We start from the raw sequence: 17,340 nt of genomic DNA on the forward strand, positions 1-17,340 counted from the left end.
CGTCAGAAAGACGATTACACTGGGCCCCGTGCCTCAACTTCGACTCGCTCTGAATCAGATCGACTCGCACGTCGGCGACATCGCCGCCAACGCCGACTCGGTCGTCCACTGGACCCGGCACTCCGCCGAGCAGGGCGCCCACCTGGTGGCGTTCCCGGAGATGATGCTGACCGGGTACCCCGTCGAGGACCTCGCCCTGCGCGGTTCCTTCGTGGAGGCCTCCCGCACCGCGCTGCGCGAACTGGCGCAGCGACTGGCTGCCGAGGGCCTCGGCGAGCTGCCGGTCGTCGTCGGCTACCTCGACCGCACCGAGCGGGCCGTGCCCCGCCTGGGCCGCCCGGCCGGCTCCCCCGAGAACGCGGCCGCCGTGCTGCACCGCGGGCAGGTCGTCCTGCGCTTCGCCAAGCACCACCTCCCCAACTACGGCGTGTTCGACGAGTTCCGGTACTTCGTGCCGGGTGACACGCAGCCGGTGATCCGGGTGGGCGGGGTCGACGTGGCCCTGGCCATCTGCGAGGACCTCTGGCAGGAGGGCGGCCGGGTCCCGGCCACCCGCTCCGCCGGGGCCGGGCTGCTGATCTCCGTGAACGCGTCCCCGTACGAGCGCAACAAGGACGACCTGCGCCTCGAACTGGTCCAGAAGCGGGCCCAGGAGGCCGGCTGCACCCTCGCCTACCTGGCCATGATCGGCGGCCAGGACGAGCTGGTCTTCGACGGGGACTCGATCGTCGTCGACGCCGACGGGCAGGTCATCGCCCGCGCCCCGCAGTTCTCCGAGGGCTGCGTCCTGGTCGACCTGGACCTGCCGGCCGCCCGCGCCGACGCGCCCGAGGGCGTGGTGGACGACGGGCTGCGCATCGAGCGCGTGATCCTCTCCGAGGAGCCCGTGGAGCCGTACGAGCCGGTCGTCACCGGCGGGTACGCCGACCGGCTCGACGACGACGAGGAGGTCTACGACGCGCTGGTCGTGGGGCTGCGCGCCTACGTCAGGAAGAACGGGTTCCGCTCCGTCCTGATCGGGCTCTCCGGCGGCATCGACTCCGCGCTCGTCGCCGCCATCGCCTGCGACGCGATCGGCGCGCAGAACGTGTACGGCGTCTCGATGCCCTCGAAGTACTCCTCGGACCACTCCCGCAGCGACGCGGCCGACCTGGCCGAGCGCACCGGGCTGAACTTCCGGACCGTCCCCATCGAGCCGATGTTCGACGCCTACATGAGCTCGCTGGGCCTGACCGGCCTGGCCGAGGAGAACCTGCAGTCCCGGCTGCGCGGCACCATGCTGATGGCGCTGTCCAACCAGGAGGGCCACATCGTGCTGGCCCCGGGCAACAAGTCGGAGCTGGCCGTCGGCTACTCCACCCTGTACGGCGATTCGGTGGGCGCGTACGGCCCGATCAAGGACGTCTACAAGTCGGACGTGTTCCGGCTCGCGGAGTACCGCAACCGGGCCGCGGCCGAGCGCGGTGAGGTCCCGCCGATCCCGGAGAACTCGATCACGAAGCCGCCGAGCGCCGAGCTGCGGCCCGGCCAGGTGGACACGGACTCGCTGCCGGACTACCCGGTGCTCGACGCGGTGCTGGCCATGTACGTGGACCGCGACCAGGGCCTGGACGCGATCGTGGCGGCCGGCTTCGACCCGGAGCTGGTGGCGCGGACCCTGCGGATGGTGGACACGGCGGAGTACAAGCGCCGCCAGTACCCGCCGGGCACGAAGATCTCCGCGAAGGGCTTCGGCAAGGACCGCCGGCTGCCCATCACGAACGGCTGGCGCGAGCGGGCGTAGCGGCGGTCGTGCGAAGGCCCCGGCCGCTCCCCGAGGGGAGCGGCCGGGGCCTTCGCGCGGGACCGCGGCCGTCAGGGCTTCACGGTGACCCGGGCCGCGACGGGAAGGTGGTCGCTGCCGGTGCGGGGCAGGGTCCAGGAGGCCTCCGGCTTGATCCCGCGGACCATGATCTGGTCGATCCGGGCCATCGGGAACTCCGCCGGCCAGCTGAAGCCGAAGCCGTCGCCCGCCGCGCCCTGGGTGGAGCGCATCTGCGAGGTGACCTCGGACAGGGCGCGGTCGTTCATGGTTCCGTTGAGGTCGCCGAGCAGGATGACCCGCTTCAGGGGTTCGGCGGCGAGCGCGGCGCCCAGCGCGCCGGCGCTGTCGTCGCGCTGGTTGGCGGTGAAACCGGCGTTCAGCTTGACCCGGACGGAGGGCAGGTGGGCGACGAAGGCGGCGACCTCCCCCTGGGGGGTGGCGACGGTGGCGCGCATGGCCCGGGTCCAGCCCATCCGGATATCGACGGGCGCGCTCGCGGCGAGCGGGTACTTGCTCCACAGGCCGACGGTGCCCTCGACGGAGTGGTACTTGTACACGGCCCCGAGGGCCTTCTCGTAGACGGGGACGGCGCTGCCCTTGAGCTCGGTCAGGGCCAGGACGTCGGCCCCGGAGCGGGCCACCGATTCGGCGGTGCCGCGCGGGTCGGGGTTGTCGGCGTCGACGTTGTGGGTGGCCACCACCAGGTTGCCGCCGGCGCCGGACTTGTCGCTGACGAGGCCGCCGAAGAGGTTCGCCCAGACCGCGGCCGTGAGCAGTATCGCGAGGAGCGCGGTGGCGGACCTGCGGTAGACGGCTCCGGCCAGCAGGAGCGGGACGGCCAGGCCCAGCCAGGGCAGGAAGGTCTCGGTGAGGCTGCCGAGGTTGCCCACGTCGTTGGGCAGCTCCGCGTGGAAGATCATGACGAGCGAGATCAGTACGGCGATCCCGGCGAGGACCAGGCCCCGCCGCCAGATCCCCGGGTCCTTGCGCAGTACGGTCAGCCGGCGCCGGAGGCGGGTCCCGGAGGGCTCGGACTCCGAGCCGCCGTTCCCCGACTCCGTCATGTACGCCTGTGCCATACCACTGCCCTCACTGCCGTGCTCGCGCTCCGTCCCCGCCCCTTGACCCTAGGCGATGAACCGGAGCCTTCCGTGCCGTACGTCACGACCGTCGGTCACGGTCGTACGTCCGGGAGGACGAACGGCCGTGCGCAGAGGGTTCCGCTTGTCACGAAACGCGCACATTGGATCCCGTGGCCAGGCTCGCACCGCGGGCCACTTCCGCCTTTGCCCGCGCGGATGCCACCATGGGGGGTGAGTCCGGGGACGTCGTAAGGGCGCCTCGAGATGACACAAGGAGCAGTTGCAATGACGCCTGCCGTTTCGCCTGCCCGCGAACCCGCATCCGCGGCCTCCGCCACCCTCTACGGAGGCACGGGCACCCGGCGCATCACCGTCCGCGACCTGACACTGGCCAAGGAACGCGGCGAGAAGTGGCCCATGCTGACCGCCTACGACGCGATGACCGCGTCCGTCTTCGACGAGGCCGGCATCCCGGTCATCCTCGTCGGCGACTCCATGGGCAATTGCCACCTCGGCTACGACTCCACCGTCCCGGTGACGATGGACCAGATGACCATGCTCTCGGCGGCCGTCGTACGCGGCACGAGCCGTGCGCTGGTCATCGGCGACATGCCGTTCGGTTCGTACCAGGAAGGCGCGGTGCAGGCCCTGCGCAGCGCCACCCGTCTCGTCAAGGAGGCCGGGGTCGGCGCGGTGAAGCTGGAGGGCGGCGAGCGCTCGCTGGCCCAGACCGAGCTGATCGTGCAGTCCGGCATCCCCGTCATGTCCCACCTGGGTCTGACCCCGCAGTCCGTCAACGCCATGGGCTACCGGGTCCAGGGCCGCGGCGACGAGGCCGCGCACCAGCTGCTGCGCGACGCGAAGGCGGCGCAGGACGCGGGCGCGTTCGCGGTGGTTCTGGAGCTCGTCCCGGCCGAACTGGCCGCCGAGGTCACCCGGTCCCTGCACATCCCGACGGTCGGCATCGGCGCGGGCGCGGAGTGCGACGCGCAGGTGCTGGTGTGGACCGACATGATGGGCCTGACCGGCGGGAAGATGCCGAAGTTCGTCAAGCAGTACGCGAAGCTGCGCGAGACCATGACCGACGCGGCGAAGGCCTTCGCCGAGGACGTGGTCGGCGGATCGTTCCCGCAGGCGGAGCACGCCTTCCACTGATGAAATGAGCGCCGGACCGACAGCCCGCCGACCGCGTGTCGGCGGGCTGTCGTATGCCTGTCGTACGTTTGTCGGTCGGCTGTCGGTGCTTTGTCAGTGGCGGCTGGTCCCATGGGGACATGACGCGAAACGACAACAAGCCCAACGCCGTGGAGGTACGGGGGCTGGTCAAGCACTACGGCGAGACCAAGGCCCTCGACGGTGTCGACCTGGATGTCCGGGAGGGCACGGTCCTCGGGGTCCTGGGCCCCAACGGCGCCGGCAAGACCACGCTGGTCCGCTGCCTCTCCACCCTGATCGTCCCGGACGCCGGCACCGCGACCGTCGCCGGCTTCGACGTGGTCCGCCAGCCGCGGCAGCTGCGCCGCACCATCGGACTCACCGGCCAGTACGCCTCGGTCGACGAGAAGCTCTCCGGCTGGGAGAACCTCTACATGATCGGGCGGCTGCTCGACCTCTCCCGCAAGGACGCCCGCCGCCGCGCGGACGAGATGCTGGAGCGGTTCTCCCTGACCGAGGCGGCCAAGAAGGCCGCCATGCAGTACTCCGGCGGTATGCGCCGCCGGCTCGACCTGGCCGCCTCGCTCATCGGCAACCCGGCCGTGATCTACCTGGACGAGCCGACCACCGGCCTCGACCCGCGCACCCGCAACGAGGTGTGGGACGAGGTCCAGCGCCTGGTCGCGGAAGGCGCCACCGTGCTGCTCACCACCCAGTACATGGAGGAGGCCGAGCAGCTCGCCAGCGAGCTGACGGTCATCGACAGCGGCAAGGTCATCGCCAAGGGCAAGGTCGACGAGCTGAAGGCCCGTGTCGGCGGCCGCACCCTGAAGATCCGCCCCGTGGCCTCCGCGGACCTGCCGGGCATGGCCCGCGCGCTGGCCGAGGCCGGACTGGACGGTGTCGCCGGCTCCCAGGCCGTGCCGGACGAGGGCGTGCTCCTCGTCCCGATCCTGAGCGACGAGCAGCTGACCGCCGTGGTCGGCCTGCTGGCCGCCCGCGGGTACGCGATCGCCGACCTCGGCACCTACCTGCCCAGCCTCGACGAGGTGTTCCTGGCCATCACCGGCCAGAAGCCCCTCTCCGTCGAGGACTCCGTCCCCACCGAGAAGACCGAGGAGGTCGCGGCATGAGCACCGTAACCACGACGAAGCCCGCTCCCGCCGCGCCCGGCCCGGCCCCGGTGGCCGCCGCGCACGGTGAGGGAAGGATCGGCCTGCGGGGCAACCTGCGGCACATCGGCGCCCTGGTGCGCCGCAACGCCCTTCAGATCAAGCAGGACCCGGAGTCGATGTTCGACGTCGTGTTCATGCCGATCATCTTCACGCTGCTGTTCGTGTTCGTCTTCGGCGGCGCGATCTCCGGCAAGGGCAACCAGGCGGAGTACGTCAACTACGTGGTCCCGGGCCTCATGGCCATGATGGGCATGAACATCGCCATGGGCGTCGGCACCGGCGTCAACGACGACTTCAAGAAGGGCGTGATGGACCGGTTCCGGTCCATGCCCATCGCCCGCTCCTCGGTGCTGATCGCCAAGATCGTCGTCGAGCTCGGCCGGATGATGGTCGCCATCGCGATCCTGCTGGCGGTCGGCTTCCTGCTCGGCCTGTCGATCAAGGGTTCGGTCCTGGGCCTGTTCCTCGCCATCGGGCTGTCGGCGGTCTTCGGCGCCTCGCTGATGTGGATCTTCGTCCTGCTCGGCCTCACCATGCAGACCGCCCAGGCCGTCCAGGGCATGGCCATGATGGTCCTGATGCCGCTGCAGTTCGGCAGCTCGATCTTCGCCCCGCCGACCACGATGCCGGGCTGGCTGCAGTCCTTCACGGACTACAACCCGCTGTCGAACCTGGCGGACGCGGCCCGCGCCCTGATCAACGGCGCTCCGGTCGGCGACTCGGTGTGGATGACCCTGGTCTGGTCGCTGGCCATCACCGCGGTCACCATGCCGCTCGCGGTCCGGAAGTTCCGCCAGAAGACCTGACCCGCGGACCGATCCGTTCGGATCGCGTCCCGGACGGGCACCGGCCGGGGGCCGGGTCAGATGAGGGCGGTGGCCTCCTCCAGGGAGAGGCCGCCGCCTTCGGCGTACGCCTTCTCGTAGCCGGCGTCGCCCAGCGCCGCCCGGGTCAGCTCCAGCGCACGGGCGTGGTCCTCGCGCTCCGTCGTGACCGGGAAGTGCGCGGGCGGCAGGTGCGCCCGGTAGGCGCCCAGCAGCCTGGCGGCGTCGTACTCCCGGCGCGGGCCGCCGAGCGAGACCAGCGAGAGGGCCGCTATCAGCAGGTAGACCGCGGGCATCTGCGGAGCCACCATCCGCGCCATCGGGTCCATGGCGGTGGGCATGGCCTGCCGCAGCCGGTCGAGGGCCTCCTCGTACAGCCCCTGCTGATTGTCCAGCCAGGCCATCGTGCCGAGCAGGAAACCGTCGAAGATGGCGAACGCGCCGAAGGCGAACTCGTCCCGCAGCAGCTGCAGCTGGCCGCGCGCCTCGGCGATCCGTCCCGTACGGCCGAGGATGCCCGCGAGGAACATCCGGGCGGCGGGCATGGCCTCGTTGCCGTACCGCCGCACCGTCGCGGTGATCTCGGTGAGGATCTGCTCGGCCTCCTCGATCCGGCCGGCCTCGGTCAGCGTGCCGGCCATCCGTACGCGCAGCACGGTCACCTGGGCCATGGCGCCGAGGCGTTCGGCATAGGCGATGGCCTCCTCGTAGTCGCGGGCGGCCTGGGCGTACTCGCCGCGCTTCTCCCCGGCCTCGGCGCGGGCGGACAGCGCCTCGGCGCAGCCCCAGGCATCGCCGAGTTCGCGGAACAGTGCCAGGCTCTCGTCGGCGTCGCGCGAGGCGTCCCCGGCCCAGTCGGCCCGGTTCGCGAGGATGTTGGCGCGCAGCTGGAGCGCGGAGGCCAGTTCCCAGCGGTAGCCGAGCTCGCGGGCGGTCGCGACGGTCGCGTCGACGACCCGCTGGAGCAGCCCGGGGTCGCCGGCGATCATGACGGCGTAGATCCACAGGGAGGCGGGGGTCCGGCAGGTCTGCGGCAGTCCGGGCCGGTAGGTGGCGAGGACACCGTCGATCAGGGCGCGGACCGAGGGGGTGTTCCAGGTCTCGTTGGTCTGGTCGCGGGAAGCCAGCAGGACCAGGTTGAGGGCGCGCCAGCCCTCGGTGCGCGTTTCGCCGGAGTAGGGCGGCGGCGTGTCGACGAGCCGTTCGTAGACGGGCTCGGCGGGGACGAAGGGCGGCTCGAAGGGGTTGGGGCCGAGGGCGGCTGCGGCCTCGGCCCAGTGCCGGGACTCGGAGCGGAGGTCGTGCATGTGCCAGTACCAGCCGAGCGAGTGGACCAGGCACAGGACCTCGTCGGCGTCGCGGACGGCGACGGCCCGGCGCAGGGCGGTACGCACGTTCTCGTACTCGGTGGCGAGCCGCTCGGTGGCCGCCCGCTGGCCGTGGCCGCGCAGCAGCGGCTCGGTGGTGCGGGCGAGCTCCCGGTAGTGGACGAGGTGGCGGTGCTCGGTGGCCTCGCGGTCGCCGGCGGTTTCGGCGAGGCGTTCGGCGGCGTATTCGCCGACCGTCTCCAGCAGGCGGTAGCGCATGCCGCGGCCGTCGGATCCGGGGGTGGCCACGACGAGGGACTTGTCGACGAGGGAGCCGAGGACGTCGGCGGGGTCGTGGTCATCGGCGGGGTCGGCGCAGACGGCTTCGGCGGCGGCGAGGTCGCAGCCGCCGGCGAAGACGGACAGCCGGCGCAGGACGGTGCGTTCGGCCTCGTCGAGGAGCTCCCAGGACCAGTCGACCACGGCGCGCAGGGTCTGCTGGCGGGGCAGGACGGTACGGGAGCCGCTGGTCAGGAGGCGGAAGCGGTCGTCGAGCCGGTCGGCGATCTGGCGCGGGGTGAGCAGCCGCAGCCGGGCGGCGGCCAGCTCGATCGCGAGCGGCAGACCGTCGAGGCGGCGGCAGATCTCGGCGGCCGCGGCCGGGTCCTCCTCGATGCTGAACCCGGCGCGGGCGGCGGCCCCGCGGTCGGCGAGCAGCCGCAGCGCGATGGGGTCGGGCAGCGGTTCCACCGGGCGCAGGGACTCCCCCGGGACGCCGAGGGGTTCGCGGCTGGTGGCCAGGATCCGCACGTCGGGGCAGTGCGTGAGGAGCCGCTCGGCGAGCTCGGCGGCCGGGCCGATGACGTGCTCGCAGTTGTCGAGCAGCAGCAGGAGCCGGCGTCGGGCGCAGTGCTCGGCGAGCCGGTCGAGGGGTGCGTCCCCGGGGCGCTCGGTGAGGACGCGCAGTTCCTCGGCGGCGGCGCCGCGCAGCTTGGTCTCCCGGGCTCCGAGCGCGGCGAGGGCGGCTTCGGCGACGTCCTCCGGGTCGCCGGACCCGTCGAGGGGAGCGAGTTCGACGAGCCAGACCCCGTCGGGCCAGGCGCTCTCGTCCTGGGCCTCGGCGGCCTCCTGGGACAGCCGCGTCTTGCCGGCTCCGCCGGGTCCCAGCAGCGTGACGAGGCGGGCCCGCGCGAGGTCGTCCCCGATGACGCGGATGTCGTCCTCGCGGCCGACGAAGGTGGTCAGGCGCGCCCGCAGATTTCCCGCCGAGGAGGACGCGGACACGGGGGTGGCTGTTCGGGACCCGCCGCCGACGACCGCGGCAGCCGTGGCCGTGGCCGTGGCGGCAGCAGCGGCGGCTGTCGGCGGCGGCGCGTCCGAGGTCAGCAGTTCGGCGTGCAGGGCCCGCAGCTCCGGGCCCGGGTCGGTGCCCAGCCGGTCGGACAGCTCCCGGCGGAGGCTGTCGTACGCGGCCAGCGCCTCCGCCGGGCGGCCCGCGTCGCGCAGGGCCCGGATGCGCAGGATGTGCAACGGCTCGTCCAGCGGCTGCTGGGCGCACAGCGCGGTCAGCTCCGGCAGGCACCGCTCCGCCTCGCCCATGGCCAGGGCCGCCGCGAGCCGCCCCCGGCGCGCGTCCATCCGTACGGCCTCCCAGCGCGCGGCCTCCGCGGCCGGGTCCGGCAGGTCGGCGAGGGCCGGACCGCGCCACAGGGCGAGGGCCTCCTCGTACAGGGCCGCCGCCTCGGCCGGGTCCGGCGCCCGGCCCGCGGCCCGGACCAGCCGCTCGAAGCGGTACAGGTCGACGTCCTCCCGCTCGGCGGCCAGCTGGTAGCCGCCCTCCGCCGACCGTACGGCCGTATGCCCGAGCGCCCGCCGCAACCGGGCGACCAGCGCCTGCAGGGCCGCCACCGCGTCGGCCGGCGGATCGCCGTCCCACACCTCGGCGACGAGCAGCCGGGCGGGCACCACCCGCCCCGGCCGCAGCGCGAGCGCTGTCAGGAGCGCCCGCAGGCGTGCTCCGCCGACGGCGGCGGGGGTCCCGTCGTCGTGGATGGCCTGGGCGGTTCCGAGGATCGCGTAACGCACCGGCCCATTGTCCCCGCAGCCGGCCCGGGACCCGCACCGTTTTCCGTTGGGCCTGCCGGATAGGTTGCCCGCATGGTTCATCAGGGCAGCCGCGGCGAGCGGCAGATCAGTTCGGTATTCCTCGGCATCTTCGCGATCATGGCCGTCACGGGCTGGGCCGTGTGGACGGGGTACGCGACGAGCCCCGGACTGGCCGTGTTCCTCTTCGTGACGTCGGCGTGGATCGTCTCCCTGTGCCTGCACGAGTACGCGCACGCCCGGACCGCCCTGCACGGCGGTGACCTCACGGTGGGTGCCAAGGGCTACCTGACGCTGAACCCGCTCAAGTACACGCACGCGCTGCTCAGCATCGTACTGCCGGTGATCTTCGTGATCCTGGGCGGCATCGGCCTGCCCGGCGGCGCGGTGTTCATCGAGCGGGGCCGGATCCGGGGCCGCTGGAAGCACAGCCTCATCTCGGCGGCGGGCCCGCTGACCAACGTGGCCTTCGCCGTCGTGTGCACGGCCCCGTTCTGGCTGAACGCCCTCGACGGGGTACCGCTGGCGTTCCGCTACGCGCTCGCCTTCCTCGCCATGCTGCAGGTCTCGGCGGCGATCCTGAACTTCCTGCCGGTACCGGGCCTGGACGGCTACGGGGTCATCGAGCCCTGGCTGTCTCACCGGGTGCGCCGCGAGATGGAACCGCTGGCGCAGTTCGGCCTGCTGGCCGTGTTCGCGCTGCTGTGGATCCCGGGGGTCAACGCGTTCTTCTTCGGCGCGGTGGACGGCCTGATGTCCGCGCTCGGCGTGTCGGACCTGGAGACGTACTGCGGCCGCGACCTCTACAGCTTCTGGCGGGACACCGACGGCTTCTGCGCCGTCCCGCAGGACTGACGGGGCAGAAGCCCACCGGCTGGAATGTCAGTGCGATCCGCTATTCCTTTCGGGAACACTGCGACTGATCCGATCGATCAACAGCAGTAGTCCCAGGGGGGATTTCTCACACATGACACTCAGAACGCCCATGCGCGCCCTGCCCGCGGCGGCCCTGTCGCTGGCACTCGGCCTGGCCGCCGCCGCGCCGGCCTCGGCCGCCGTCGACCCGGCGACGCCGAAGGTCACCGCGCCCCGCACCGGCCCGACCCCCGGGTTCGCCGGCGAGGAGCAGTACTCCGACTGCTACACCGACCCGTACGCGGGATCCGGAGCCGGCTGGATCGGCCTGAACGACGTCACCACCAAGGTCACCGCCACCTCACCGTCCGGTGCCCAGCTGCAGACGACGTTCCAGCTGTGGGACACCTCCTACGGCGGCAAGCGCACCGACTTCCCGACCTCGTGGACCACCTACCCCGAGGCCGCCACGAACCTCTCCCGCGATCTGCTGAAGGACGGCGGCCAGTACGCGTGGCGGGCCCGGGCCACCGACGGGAAGCTGACCAGCCCGTACACGGCCTGGTGCTACTTCCGCGTGGACCACACCCAGCCCACCGCCGAGGTCACCACGGACGACAGCCCCAAGAGGGTCGGCGAGGAGGCCACCTTCACCCTGAAGGGGACCGACGGCGGCTCGGGAATCGCCTGCGCCCGCTGGCAGACGACCCCGGTCTTCAGCGTCGGCTGGAGCTGCGCGGACGCGGCGACCGACTCCCGCGTCGTCGGGCTGACGGACGGCTCGGCCGACATCAAGGTCAGGCCGGCCACCTGGGGCAGCCAGGCGGTGTACGTCCAGACGATGGACAACGCGGGCAACCTGGGCCAGGCGCAGGCGTACTACTACGCGCAGGCCTCCACCACGCCCGCCGCCTTCGGCGACATCGACGCCGACGGGAAGCCGGACGTCCTCGTCCCGGATGCGGCGGGCAACCTCCGCAAGCGGGGTGCGAACCCGTTGGACCCCGTGAACGCCCACCGCATGGCCGCGCCGGGTGACGGCGAGAGCTGGGCCGGCGTCCAGTACACCCACCGGGGGTCCTTCCGGGGGCAGAGGGTCGACGACCTGCTGGCCCACGCCCCCGGCGGGAAGTACGTCTACCAGTTCAGGAACGACGGGGCGGGACAGTTCACGGGGCAGGGGTCGATACTCGTCGACAAGCCCGAGACCTGCCTCGACGCGGCGGGTTCGGAGATCGACTGCGCTCGGCACGGGTTCGGTGCGGACTGGTCGAAGGTGACGCAGATCGCCGCGTACGGATCACCCACCGGCGACAGCGCGGTCGGCGGCTCCCTGCCGAGCAGCTCCCTGTTGTTCGTCGAGAACGGGCGGCTGTGGCTCGCGAAGCCGAGCGCTGTGTGGCTGCCGACGGCCACGCTCCTCTCCGGCGACGCCACCTCCTGGGCCGGCTACGACCTGCTCACCCCGGGCCGGGCGCAGGGGACGGACTTCCCGACCCTGTGGGCCCGCTCCCGGGCGGACGGCGCGATCCGCGCCTTCTCCGTCAAGGGCACCGCGGACGCACCGGACTTCTCGGCCTTCGTGAACCCGGCCGCCGGGCCGGTCCTGTCCACCCTGACCCCGACCGCGCACCCGCGCGTCGGCTCTGACGGCGACCTCACGGGTGACGGTCTGCCGGACCTGTGGTCCGCGGACGCGACCGGCAAGGTCACCGTCTTCCCGGGTACGGGCACCACCGCCCCGCACCCCACGGTCACCGGCTTCGGCCCGGCCGTCTGACCCGCCGGACGCCCCCGAGGGCGCCCGGGCAGTTCCTAGCCGGCCTGGCGCGCGGCGGAGGCCTTCTCGGCCTTCGCCTTGCGCAGGTAGTACCAGGCCATGTTGGACGTGAGGCCGGCCAGCAGCACCCAGACGATCCCGAGGAAGCTGCCCTCGACGAAGGCGACGACGGCCGCCGCCACCGCACAGACGCAGACGACGATGGCGAAGACGGCAAGGCGGGGCATGGGAAGAGCTCCTCGGAAACACTGAACGGCGTCGAGCCCCTCCAGTGTCCCCCATGCCCCGCAGTGCTGCCGTAAGGGCGCCCGCGATCGCATCCGGCTCGTTTCCGGCTTCACCTGATCTCCCGCACCCCGTGGCGTTAGGTTCGGCGAGTACACGCCGTATTCCACGCGTGACAGAACGAACAGCCCGGCCTGCTCGGCCCGCGACGGACGACACCGGGCGAGTGGGGGGAGCACGTATGCAGGAGATCTCCAAGGGTGCGAACGTCAGCCTGACCTCCCTCAGCGAGGACGCCGGGGCGGTCGTCGTGAGCCTGGGCTGGACCAGCGTCACCGGAGCCGGCGACGCCGATGTCTCCGTGCTGCTCCTGAACGAGAACGGCAAGATCCGCAGCGAGAACGACTTCTACTTCTACAACCATCCCGCCGCCGCGGACGGAAGCGTCCAGCTCCTCGGCAAGACGCCGACCTCGAACGGCGACGAGGACCGCATCAGCGTGGACCTCACCGCCGTTCCCGAGGACGTGGCGCGGATCGTGGTGGCGGCCAGCCAGTACGGCGGCGCGCGCTTCGGAGACCTCGACGATCTGCGGATGACGGTCTCGGACCGGACGGGGGAGCCGCTCGTCGGGTACTCCATCGAGGACGCGGGCGTGGAGACGGCCTTCATCTTCGGTGAGCTGTACCGGCGCGGCGAGGAGTGGAAGTTCCGCGCCGTGGGACAGGGGTACGAGACCGGCCTCGCCGGGCTGGCCACGGACTTCGGCATCGACGTACTGGAGGACAGCGAGCCGGCGGCGACAGCGTCGGAGGCCGTGACCACCGCCGTGACCGCGCAGCCGGAGGAGGGCGGGGCGAGCGCCGTCCCGGCCGAGGCGACGGCGACGGCGACGGCGACGGCGACGGCCGACCCGACGGCGCCCGACGCCACTGCGGCGAGCGAGGCAGCGATGACGAGCGCCACCGTGCCCGCCCAGACCCGCGGCCGCGCACCGCGCACCACGCGGAAGAAGGTCACCCTGCCCAAGGTGGCCAAGAAGTCGCTCGCCGAGAACGACACCTGGCGCACCGCGCGGCTCTTCCCCGTGCCGTCCCTCAAGAGCGACAAGGAGCGCGAGATCCGGGCGACCTCCGTACTGCTCTCCGTCATGGCGCAGGTGCCCGAGCTCGGCCGCCGCCTCACCGCCGGGTTCGGGGCACCCGCCGGCCGGATGCAGACCTTCACCGAGGTTCCCCTCCCCCACGGCGACACCCCGAAGCGGCCGGACGGGGTGATCCGGGTGGAACGCGCGGGCAAGCTGTGGACGGCCCTCGTGGAGACGAAGACGCACGGCAATCCGCTCAAGGACGAGCAGGTCCAGCAGTACATGGACATCGCCGCGCGCCGCGGCTACGAGGCGGTGATCACGCTCTCCAACGACGTGGCCCTGGACGGTTCGCCGGTGGTGGACGTCAAGATCGACGGGCGGCGAAAGCACAAGGTCAGCCTCTGGCACCTGTCCTGGGCGGAGGTGGCCCACCAGGCCCAGATGCTGATCCGCCACGAGGGCGTCGGCAACGCCGCCCACGCCTGGCTCCTCCAGGAGCTCCTGGAATACCTCCAGCACGAGAACTCGGGCTGCCACGGATTCCAGAACATGGGCCCCGCCTGGGTGCCCGTGCGCAAGGGCATCGAGGACGAGACCATCAGCCCCGACGACGAGCGCGCCGTCGACGTCGTCGAGAGCTGGGAGCGGTTGATCCGCCAGGTCTGCCTGCGCCTCGGCGGCGAGTTGGGGCAGAAGGCCCTACCCGTGCAGCGCACCCGGCGCGACAGCGATCCGCGGGCCCGCCGGACCGCGGCGGCCGCAGGGCTGTGCGCCGACGGGAAGCTCTCCGCCGAACTGCGCATCGACGGAACGAGTTCCGTCATCGCCGTCACCGCGGATCTGCGGACGGGCAAGGTCCGGGCCTCCGTGGACATCCCGGCCCCGGAGGGCTCGTACCCGCTGGCCACGACGAAGCGGCTGCTGCGGGCGCTTGCCGAAGCACCCGCGGACCTGCACGTCCAGACTCTGGTGGAGGGCGAGAACGGGCCCCGCGGCACCCTGGAGCGGCTGCGCCCCGAGCCCGGCGATCTGCTGCCCAGGGACGGGGCCGCGCCGACCGGGTTCCGGCTGTCGCTGATCAAGGGGATGGGAAACACCCGGGGCAACACGGAGTCCGGTTTTATCCGAGGCGTCGACGCCGCGGTCGACCGCTTCTACCACGGTGTGGTGGCCCATCTGGGCACCTTCGAGACGCGCGGCGGCCGCCGCTGAGCTGCTTCCCGGCGGTCCGGTTCTGCGGACCGGGCCGCCGGGTGCGGTTTCGGGGCCGTGTCAGAGGTCCGTGACGCGCAGGCCCGCGTGGGCCTTGTAGCGGCGGTTGGTGGAGATCAGGTTGGCCACCAGTGACTCGACCTGGTGGGCGTTGCGCAGGCGGCCGGCGAAGACGCCGCGCATGCCGGGGATGCGGGCGGCCAGGGCCTGGACGATGTCGGTGTCGGCGCGGACCTCGCCGAGGACCATCACGTCGGTGTCGATCTCGTCGATCGACTCGTCCTGGAGCAGGACGGCCGAGAGGTGGTGGAAGGCTGCGGTCACCCGGGAGTCCGGGAGCAGGGCGGCGGCCTGCTGGGCGGCGCTGCCCTCCTCGACCTGGAGGGCGTAGGCGCCCTGCTTGTCAAAGCCGAGCGGGTTGACGCAGTCCACCACGAGCTTGCCCGCGAGGTCCTCGCGCAGGGCTTCGAGGGTCTTGGCGTGGCCCTCCCACGGCACCGCGATGATGACGATGTCGCTGCGGCGCGCGCACTCGGCGTTGTCCGCGCCCTCCACGCCGAGGCCCAGTTCGCCTGCCGCGGTCTGTGCGCGGTCGGCGGCGCGGGAGCCGATGATCACCTTCTGGCCGGCCCTGGCGAGCCGGTAGGCCAGGCCCCGGCCCTGGTCGCCGGTGCCGCCGAGGACGCCGACGACGAGGCCGGACACGTCCGGCAGCTCCCACGGGTCCTTGACCGGCGGCTTCTGCGTGTTGTCTGAGGAAGTCATGGGGGCGAGGGTACTGCCGGGTAGCCCACAGTCGAAGGGTGACGAAGGGGAAGGAACCGCTCCCCGTGTCGCCCGCATGGTGCAGGATGCCGATATGGACGCCGTGAGGGTCGCGCTGCTGCGCGAGGTGCTCGCCGGTACGCAGTGGCCGGGAGACGCGCGCCGCTTCGCCGGATCGCTGCGCCGGTCCGTCGTACCGGCCGGCGGTCGCCTGCTTCTGGTGGGGACCGAGGGCTACGAGCCCTGGCATCTGGCGGCGCACCTGGTGGACGAGGCCGCCTGGTCGGGGCTGCCGGAGCTGGCGCCCACGCTCGTACGCCACCACGTGCGGCCCGGGGAGCCGCCGCACCTGTCGGTGGGTCTGGGAAGGCTCGCGGCGGCCAGGCGCGGGCACACGCTGCTGGTGGTGGCGCCCGGGTCACCGGGTGAGGGGCTGCTGGAGCGCGTCCACGAAGCGCGGCGCGCGGGGGCGACCGTACTGTCCCTGGACGGCGGGGACCCGGATCTGGGCGCGCTCGCCCACGACGAGCTGTCGGTACCGGCATCGGCATCGGCACCGGACGACGGGATGGATCTGGACACCGTGCAGCACCTGGTCAGCGCGGCGGCCGGGGAGAACACCCTGCCGGTGCGGCGCGGAGCGCGCCGGTTCAGGGACCGGCTGGCGCGGCTGGCCGACCACCTGACCGCGCCGCCGCCCAGCCGCTGGTAGGGGCTACGCCCCGCCCGTGCCGGTGGTGCCCTCTTCGTCCTCGCGGGTCCTGTCGTTCCACTTGGGGTCGTTCTGCCATTCGAGGTTGCGTTCCTGCGCCGTCTCCATGGCGTGGTTCGCCTCCTCCGGGGTGCCGTACGGGCCGAACCGGTCCTTGGCCGGGCAGTCGGGGCCTTCCTCGACCTTCTTGTGGACCAGGCAGTAGTACCACTCGCCAGGTTTGCCCACCTGACGCTTCTTGAACAGGGCCATCGCCGTCGGGCTCCTCTCGTACCGCTCTATCCCGCCATGCTGCCCCATCCCCGCTGGATACACTCGCTCGCATGTCTGGCCAGTCGCTGCTCGTACCAGGCGAGCTCTCTCCCGTCCGTTCCGTTCCCGGAAACATCCGCCGGCCCGAGTACGTGGGCAAGCCCGCGCCCGCTCCGTACACCGGACCGGAGGTGCAGACCGCCGAGACCATCGAGGCCATGCGCATCGCCGGCCGGATCGCCGCCCAGGCGATGGAGGAGGCCGCGAAGCTGATCGCGCCGGGGGTGACCACCGACGAGCTCGACCGGGTCGCCCACGCGTACATGTGCGACCACGGGGCCTACCCCTCGACGCTCGGATACCGGGGCTTCCCGAAGTCGCTGTGTTCCTCCGTGAACGAGGTCATCTGCCACGGCATCCCCGATTCCACCGTCCTGCGCGACGGCGACATCGTGAACCTCGACGTGACCGCGTACATCGGCGGGGTGCACGGCGACAACAATGCGACCTACCTGTGCGGGGAGGTGGACGAGGAGTCGCGGCTGCTGGTGGAGCGCACCCGGGAGGCGCTGAACCGGGCCATCAAGGCCGTCAAGCCGGGCCGCCAGATCAACATCATCGGCCGGGTCATCGAGTCGTACGCGAAGCGCTTCGGCTACGGCGTGGTCCGGGACTTCACCGGCCACGGCATCAACTCGTCCTTCCACTCCGGCCTGATCGTCCCGCACTACGACAGCCCGCACGCCACCACCGTCATCGAACCCGGCATGACCTTCACCATCGAGCCGATGCTGACGCTGGGCACCCACGAGTACGACATGTGGGAGGACGGCTGGACGGTCGTCACGAAGGACCGCAAGCGGACCGCGCAGTTCGAGCACACGCTGGTGGTCACGGACTCCGGTGCGGAGATCCTGACCCTCCCCTAGCTTCCGGCGGTCCCTCCGCGAACGGGGCCGGGCCCGGTGCACGGATGCACCGGGCCCGGCCCTGTTCGCG

General features: G+C 72.1%; 14 protein-coding genes. 9 read left to right on the top strand and 5 right to left on the bottom strand.

The annotated features are described in order from the left end of the window. Positions 1–28: 28 nt before the first annotated feature. Positions 29–1,783 carry an NAD+ synthase gene (locus tag ACXNSR_RS12195; protein WP_458642087.1) on the top strand — a complete coding sequence of 585 codons (1,755 nt, stop codon included), beginning with the start codon at positions 29–31 and terminating at the stop codon, positions 1,781–1,783. 71 nt (positions 1,784–1,854) lie between these two features. Here ACXNSR_RS12195 and ACXNSR_RS12200 read toward each other — a convergent pair whose 3' ends face one another. Beyond that, a complete protein-coding gene (locus tag ACXNSR_RS12200) occupies positions 1,855–2,883 on the bottom strand; it encodes an endonuclease/exonuclease/phosphatase family protein (RefSeq protein WP_458642088.1) in 1,029 nt (342 codons plus the stop codon). Positions 2,884–3,171: 288 nt separating this feature from the next. Between ACXNSR_RS12200 and panB the strand changes: the two genes are divergently transcribed. The 3 genes from panB (at position 3,172) to ACXNSR_RS12215 (ending at position 6,022) form a co-directional block, all read left to right on the top strand. Further along, positions 3,172–4,041, top strand: coding sequence for a 3-methyl-2-oxobutanoate hydroxymethyltransferase (gene panB / locus ACXNSR_RS12205; protein ID WP_458642089.1), 870 nt, complete (start codon positions 3,172–3,174; stop codon positions 4,039–4,041). 119 nt (positions 4,042–4,160) lie between these two features. Continuing rightward, positions 4,161–5,174, top strand: coding sequence for an ATP-binding cassette domain-containing protein (locus tag ACXNSR_RS12210; protein WP_458642090.1), 1,014 nt, complete (start codon positions 4,161–4,163; stop codon positions 5,172–5,174). Then, positions 5,171–6,022 (top strand): ABC transporter permease, encoded by an 852-nt coding sequence (locus ACXNSR_RS12215; protein ID WP_458642091.1) that lies wholly within the window; start codon positions 5,171–5,173, stop codon positions 6,020–6,022. Before ACXNSR_RS12210 ends, ACXNSR_RS12215 begins: the two co-directional genes overlap by 4 nt. Before the next feature lie 56 nt (positions 6,023–6,078). Here ACXNSR_RS12215 and ACXNSR_RS12220 read toward each other — a convergent pair whose 3' ends face one another. Beyond that, positions 6,079–9,432, bottom strand: a complete 3,354-nt coding sequence (locus ACXNSR_RS12220; protein ID WP_458642092.1) for an AfsR/SARP family transcriptional regulator — start codon at positions 9,430–9,432, stop codon at positions 6,079–6,081. A gap of 72 nt (positions 9,433–9,504) precedes the next feature. Here ACXNSR_RS12220 and ACXNSR_RS12225 point away from each other — a divergent pair, with 72 nt between their 5' ends. Next, a complete protein-coding gene (locus tag ACXNSR_RS12225) occupies positions 9,505–10,305 on the top strand; it encodes a site-2 protease family protein (RefSeq protein ID WP_458642093.1) in 801 nt (266 codons plus the stop codon). 112 nt (positions 10,306–10,417) lie between these two features. Next, positions 10,418–12,085, top strand: coding sequence for an FG-GAP repeat domain-containing protein (locus ACXNSR_RS12230; protein WP_458642094.1), 1,668 nt, complete (start codon positions 10,418–10,420; stop codon positions 12,083–12,085). Positions 12,086–12,120: 35 nt separating this feature from the next. Here the strand turns inward: ACXNSR_RS12230 and ACXNSR_RS12235 are convergent, their stop codons facing one another. Further along, positions 12,121–12,312: a hypothetical protein gene (locus ACXNSR_RS12235; protein WP_150257210.1), complete on the bottom strand. Its 192-nt coding sequence runs from the start codon at positions 12,310–12,312 to the stop codon at positions 12,121–12,123. A gap of 239 nt (positions 12,313–12,551) precedes the next feature. Between ACXNSR_RS12235 and ACXNSR_RS12240 the strand changes: the two genes are divergently transcribed. Beyond that, entirely contained in the window at positions 12,552–14,612 is a 2,061-nt protein-coding gene (locus ACXNSR_RS12240) for a TerD family protein (RefSeq protein WP_458642095.1), read from the top strand. Between the two features lie 60 nt (positions 14,613–14,672). Here ACXNSR_RS12240 and npdG read toward each other — a convergent pair whose 3' ends face one another. Continuing rightward, positions 14,673–15,377: an NADPH-dependent F420 reductase gene (gene npdG / locus ACXNSR_RS12245; protein WP_301371536.1), complete on the bottom strand. Its 705-nt coding sequence runs from the start codon at positions 15,375–15,377 to the stop codon at positions 14,673–14,675. A gap of 94 nt (positions 15,378–15,471) precedes the next feature. Here npdG and ACXNSR_RS12250 point away from each other — a divergent pair, with 94 nt between their 5' ends. After that, positions 15,472–16,089, top strand: coding sequence for a hypothetical protein (locus tag ACXNSR_RS12250; protein ID WP_458642096.1), 618 nt, complete (start codon positions 15,472–15,474; stop codon positions 16,087–16,089). A gap of 3 nt (positions 16,090–16,092) precedes the next feature. On the opposite strand, the gene ACXNSR_RS12255 is transcribed toward ACXNSR_RS12250, so the two are convergent. Next, complete coding sequence (locus ACXNSR_RS12255; protein ID WP_189736526.1) at positions 16,093–16,341, bottom strand: hypothetical protein; 249 nt, start codon at positions 16,339–16,341, stop codon at positions 16,093–16,095. A 71-nt stretch (positions 16,342–16,412) separates the two neighbouring features. Here ACXNSR_RS12255 and map point away from each other — a divergent pair, with 71 nt between their 5' ends. After that, entirely contained in the window at positions 16,413–17,270 is an 858-nt protein-coding gene (gene map / locus ACXNSR_RS12260; RefSeq protein ID WP_382518418.1) for a type I methionyl aminopeptidase, read from the top strand. The last annotated feature ends 70 nt before the right edge of the window (positions 17,271–17,340 follow it).

The sequence above is a fragment of the Streptomyces sp. NC-S4 genome (genome assembly GCF_054353315.1).

Excerpts from the sequence above, each read along its gene's own strand:
- ACXNSR_RS12225 (WP_458642093.1), top strand. The coding sequence starts at position 9,505 with ATGGTTCATCAGGGCAGCCGCGGCGAGCGGCAGATCAGTTCGGTATTC.
- npdG (WP_301371536.1), bottom strand. The coding sequence starts at position 15,377 with ATGACTTCCTCAGACAACACGCAGAAGCCGCCGGTCAAGGACCCGTGG.
- ACXNSR_RS12215 (WP_458642091.1), top strand. The coding sequence starts at position 5,171 with ATGAGCACCGTAACCACGACGAAGCCCGCTCCCGCCGCGCCCGGCCCG.
- map (WP_382518418.1), top strand. The coding sequence starts at position 16,413 with ATGTCTGGCCAGTCGCTGCTCGTACCAGGCGAGCTCTCTCCCGTCCGT.
- ACXNSR_RS12250 (WP_458642096.1), top strand. The coding sequence starts at position 15,472 with ATGGACGCCGTGAGGGTCGCGCTGCTGCGCGAGGTGCTCGCCGGTACG.
- ACXNSR_RS12240 (WP_458642095.1), top strand. The coding sequence starts at position 12,552 with ATGCAGGAGATCTCCAAGGGTGCGAACGTCAGCCTGACCTCCCTCAGC.
- ACXNSR_RS12235 (WP_150257210.1), bottom strand. The coding sequence starts at position 12,312 with ATGCCCCGCCTTGCCGTCTTCGCCATCGTCGTCTGCGTCTGTGCGGTG.
- ACXNSR_RS12255 (WP_189736526.1), bottom strand. The coding sequence starts at position 16,341 with ATGGCCCTGTTCAAGAAGCGTCAGGTGGGCAAACCTGGCGAGTGGTAC.
- ACXNSR_RS12210 (WP_458642090.1), top strand. The coding sequence starts at position 4,161 with ATGACGCGAAACGACAACAAGCCCAACGCCGTGGAGGTACGGGGGCTG.
- ACXNSR_RS12230 (WP_458642094.1), top strand. The coding sequence starts at position 10,418 with ATGACACTCAGAACGCCCATGCGCGCCCTGCCCGCGGCGGCCCTGTCG.
- ACXNSR_RS12200 (WP_458642088.1), bottom strand. The coding sequence starts at position 2,883 with ATGGCACAGGCGTACATGACGGAGTCGGGGAACGGCGGCTCGGAGTCC.
- panB (WP_458642089.1), top strand. The coding sequence starts at position 3,172 with ATGACGCCTGCCGTTTCGCCTGCCCGCGAACCCGCATCCGCGGCCTCC.